Below are 3,414 nucleotides of genomic sequence, written 5' to 3' on the forward strand. Positions count from 1 at the left end.
GTTTAATAGAGCCTGGCTCAGTTACGAGAAAACCCGCATTTGCGGGTTTTCCAGTTATCCGGCTTGGCGAATATTGGTGGTGCCAGGAAGGCCGCCATCGCGGCCTCGCTAAAGCTCGACGGCTCCCACAGGGGGTCGGTGGTGTGAGTGGGTTTTGTGTTCGGCGGTGCTGTCGGGGTGTTCTTTCTTTATCATGGGGGCCGTCGTTCAACTTCTCCGGTAACCCAATGCCCGCCCTCACCTTCCGTAACGCCAACCCCGCCGACGCCAACCGTTGCTACGAAATCGAAATCACCGCCTACGAAGGCGACGAAGCCGCGACCCTGGAAAAGATCGCCACGCGCATTGCGCTGTACCCGCAAGGCTTTCTGATTCTGGAGGCGGATGGTGTTGTGGTCGGTTTCATCAACTGCGGTTGCGCCGATGAAGTGGTGATGTCGGATGAGGCCTTCAAGGAGTTGGTCGGGCATTCAGCCGATGCGCCGAATGTGGTGATCATGTCGGTGGTGGTGGATCCCGGCCAGCAAGGCAAGGGCTACTCCACGCGCTTGATGACGGAGTTCGTGCAGCGCATGCAGGCGATGGGCAAGAAGACCATTCACCTGATGTGCAAGGACCGCCATGTGGAGCTGTATAAGCGCATGGGCTATCGCTATGTGCAGCCGTCGGCGTCGGACCACGGCGGGATGGCGTGGCATGAGATGGTGATGGATCTATGAAGCCGCATCTGATTGAGGTCGGCGACCAGCCAGACGCCGAAGCCGAGCAGCTTCTCGGCAAGGGACTCGCCGCCTTAAACGAACACATCACCGGCTCCAATGACCGACGTCCGTTGACGGTGCTGATCAAGGATCCCGACACCGGTGAAACCCTCGGCGGCATCACCGGCAAAACCAGCCTCGGGATGGCGTTCCTCGACCTGTTCCATTTGCCCGATGCGCTGCGTGGTTCAGGCCTGGGTACATCGTTGCTGAAGGCGTTCGAAAACGAAGCCCGTCACCGAGGGTGCCGCTCGGCGATGCTGTACACCCTCAGTTTCCAGGCCCCGGAGTTTTACGAGAAGAATGGCTGGGTGCGGTTTGGTGAAATCCCGTGCGACCCGGAAGGCAGCAGCCGGGTGTTCCTGAGCAAAATGCTCTGAGGAACTTACTTCACTCGATGTCGAACATACACTCAATCAGCTTTATCGCCTGACGCCCATCCGCCGCATACAACCCAGCTAGCGCTTGTTGATCCGAAAGCCGGTGCAAATCGAAGTGGTTGTAGAACGCTTGGCCGGTGCGCTGCGATTCAAAATGACTCGCCTCAAGAAGGCGCAGGAACTCCAGATAAGCCAACTTCTCCAGTGCGAGGCGCTCAGCCATCACCCTGTCCTTCCAACGGAAAAATGACTTCCTGAGTATCCAGGTTCTTGATCGTCGAGTACGTGCGGTACTCCACGCTGTAGGCACCCGGGTAGCCCTTGGTGCTGGCGGTCATGCGGAAGGTCACGACATACCGCTGGCCCCCGGCAAACACCACATCATCGGCGCCTTTGTTGCAGAAGGCGCCGCCGGTGCCCAAGGCGTTCATCGACACGTTGCACCAGCGCAATGAATGCTTGCCCGGAGCCAACTTGAGCGCCTGTTCACCGGACACATCAAGGATTGAACGTCGACCGGCGCCCGGGAGCGCAACGCCGTCTACTTCCGTGGCCAACACCAAGCGGTGAAACGGCACGCCCAGTTCACGTACCCGGAACGTTTCGAAGTACACCAGCGCTGCATTCGGGTGGTTGTCGGAGAGGTCGACCGGTTGCATTTTTTCCGGGGCCCAATCGCCTTGGTAGTTCTTGTAGTGGTAGTCGGAACAGGCGCCGAGCAGCGGGAATACACAGGCAACGGCGAGCTTTAACACTTTCATCGGATAAACGGTCCTTATGAGCGATGACATCATATCGACATTATTTCGATTTTCTTAAGTGCAATTGCTCACGCGTTAAGACTGAAGTCTTTTACCAAACAGCCGATTTTCATGGCTCTCATTCTGAAACGTGTAGGTCGGCGCTCCCAGCAACTCATAACCACGACGCGGATAAAAACCCAGCGCCCGCTCGTTGCCGACCCACACAGTCGCCCACAACAAAGAAGCGCCACCCTGCCCTGCACGCTGTTCAGCCGCTTGCAGCAAACGGTAGCCGAGTCCGAGTCCGGTAAACCGTTCCTGGATGTAGAGCCGCTGCAACTCCGCCGCCTTCGGGGTTGAGATCAGCGCATGGCCGGTGTCCATCGCAACCTGGGCAAACCCCACCAGATGCCCGTTGGCTTCAGCGACGATGATGGCCGTGCCCGGCTGGGCGATCAGCGCGGAAATCGTCTGGGGCGAAAACGCTTGCAGCGCCTCGGCGGCGATTGAGTCGCGAATGCCTTCGGTGGCGTAAGTATCGAGAAAAACCTGCATGCCCAGCACACCAACGCATAACGCGTCTTCAGGCCGTGCATCGCGGATAAGCATGTCGGGAAGCATTCGAGGGGTACTCTCAAAATCAGCAAAGGCAACGTTTTAACACAACTGCACATCTCTTCAATTGCCAGCCTGAATTTGCCCCAGTAGGGTTGTCGCTTCCCCCGCCAACAGGAGCCAGCAATGACCTGGTTTTCAGATCCCGACGCTGTCGCCCGCTACGCCGAAGGCCCGGTGAGGCTGGTGCCGGGTTTCGAGTCCTTGCAGCGCATGAGCACGCTGCTGCTGCGCGAAAGCGTACCAGCCACCGGCAAGGTATTGGTACTCGGTGCAGGCGGCGGCCTGGAGTTGAAGAAGTTTGCCGACAGCCAGCCCGAGTGGCAGTTTGTGGGGGTGGACCCGTCTGCCGAGATGCTGAAGCTGGCCGAGGCCACCTTGGGTCCGCTGATGGCCCGGGTGCAGTTGCATGAAGGCTATATCGATACCGCGCCCGAGGGGCCGTTCGATGCCGCCACGTCCTTGCTGACCTTGCACTTCATCCCGGCCGAAGAGCGTCTGCAAACCTTGAAAGAGCTGTGGCGGCGCTTGTCGCCGGGCGCGCCTTTGATTGCGGCGCATCACAGCTTCCCCCAATCCTCGCCAGAGGAAAAAGCGCGCTGGCTGAAGCGTTATGCAGCCTATGCCGTGGATTCCGGCGTACCGGCTGAAGATGCCCAGCGGGCGATTGCCGCCATCAGCAGCCACTTGCCGGTGTTGTCACCCAACGACGATGAAGCGCTGCTACGGGAGGCAGGCTTCGAAGGTGTGGAACTGTTCTACGCGGGCTTCAGCTTCAAGGGCTGGATTGCCTACAAGCCCGCCTAGCTTCCGGGGGAGGCTTACCAACTCCCCGACGCCCCACCCCCACCACTGGAACCACCACCACCCGATGAGCTGCTGCTGGAACTGGAACTCGAACCGGAGGAGCTGGAG

General features: G+C 59.3%; 6 protein-coding genes. 3 read left to right on the forward strand and 3 right to left on the reverse strand.

Annotation, left to right across the window (positions count from 1 at the left end; genetic code table 11):
• Positions 1-227 precede the first annotated feature (227 nt).
• Positions 228-719 carry a GNAT family N-acetyltransferase gene (locus tag AC3WKX_RS34125; RefSeq protein WP_102606136.1) on the forward strand — a complete coding sequence of 164 codons (492 nt, stop codon included), beginning with the start codon at positions 228-230 and terminating at the stop codon, positions 717-719.
• Positions 716-1,141 (forward strand): GNAT family N-acetyltransferase, encoded by a 426-nt coding sequence (locus tag AC3WKX_RS34130; protein ID WP_102606135.1) that lies wholly within the window; start codon positions 716-718, stop codon positions 1,139-1,141. Before AC3WKX_RS34125 ends, AC3WKX_RS34130 begins: the two co-directional genes overlap by 4 nt.
• A gap of 10 nt (positions 1,142-1,151) precedes the next feature.
• Here AC3WKX_RS34130 and AC3WKX_RS34135 read toward each other — a convergent pair whose 3' ends face one another.
• The 3 genes from AC3WKX_RS34135 to AC3WKX_RS34145 form a co-directional block, all read right to left on the reverse strand.
• Entirely contained in the window at positions 1,152-1,364 is a 213-nt protein-coding gene (locus tag AC3WKX_RS34135; RefSeq protein WP_102606134.1) for a hypothetical protein, read from the reverse strand.
• Positions 1,357-1,902, reverse strand: a complete 546-nt coding sequence (locus AC3WKX_RS34140) for a hypothetical protein (RefSeq protein WP_017475120.1) — start codon at positions 1,900-1,902, stop codon at positions 1,357-1,359. Before AC3WKX_RS34140 ends, AC3WKX_RS34135 begins: the two co-directional genes overlap by 8 nt.
• 75 nt (positions 1,903-1,977) lie before the next feature.
• A complete protein-coding gene (locus AC3WKX_RS34145) occupies positions 1,978-2,505 on the reverse strand; it encodes a GNAT family N-acetyltransferase (protein WP_173883052.1) in 528 nt (175 codons plus the stop codon).
• Between the two features lie 120 nt (positions 2,506-2,625).
• On the opposite strand from AC3WKX_RS34145, the gene AC3WKX_RS34150 reads away from it, so the two are divergent.
• Positions 2,626-3,306, forward strand: coding sequence for a class I SAM-dependent methyltransferase (locus tag AC3WKX_RS34150; RefSeq protein WP_008435364.1), 681 nt, complete (start codon positions 2,626-2,628; stop codon positions 3,304-3,306).
• Positions 3,307-3,414 lie beyond the last annotated feature (108 nt).

Source organism: Pseudomonas sp. GP01-A4 (genome assembly GCF_058780865.1).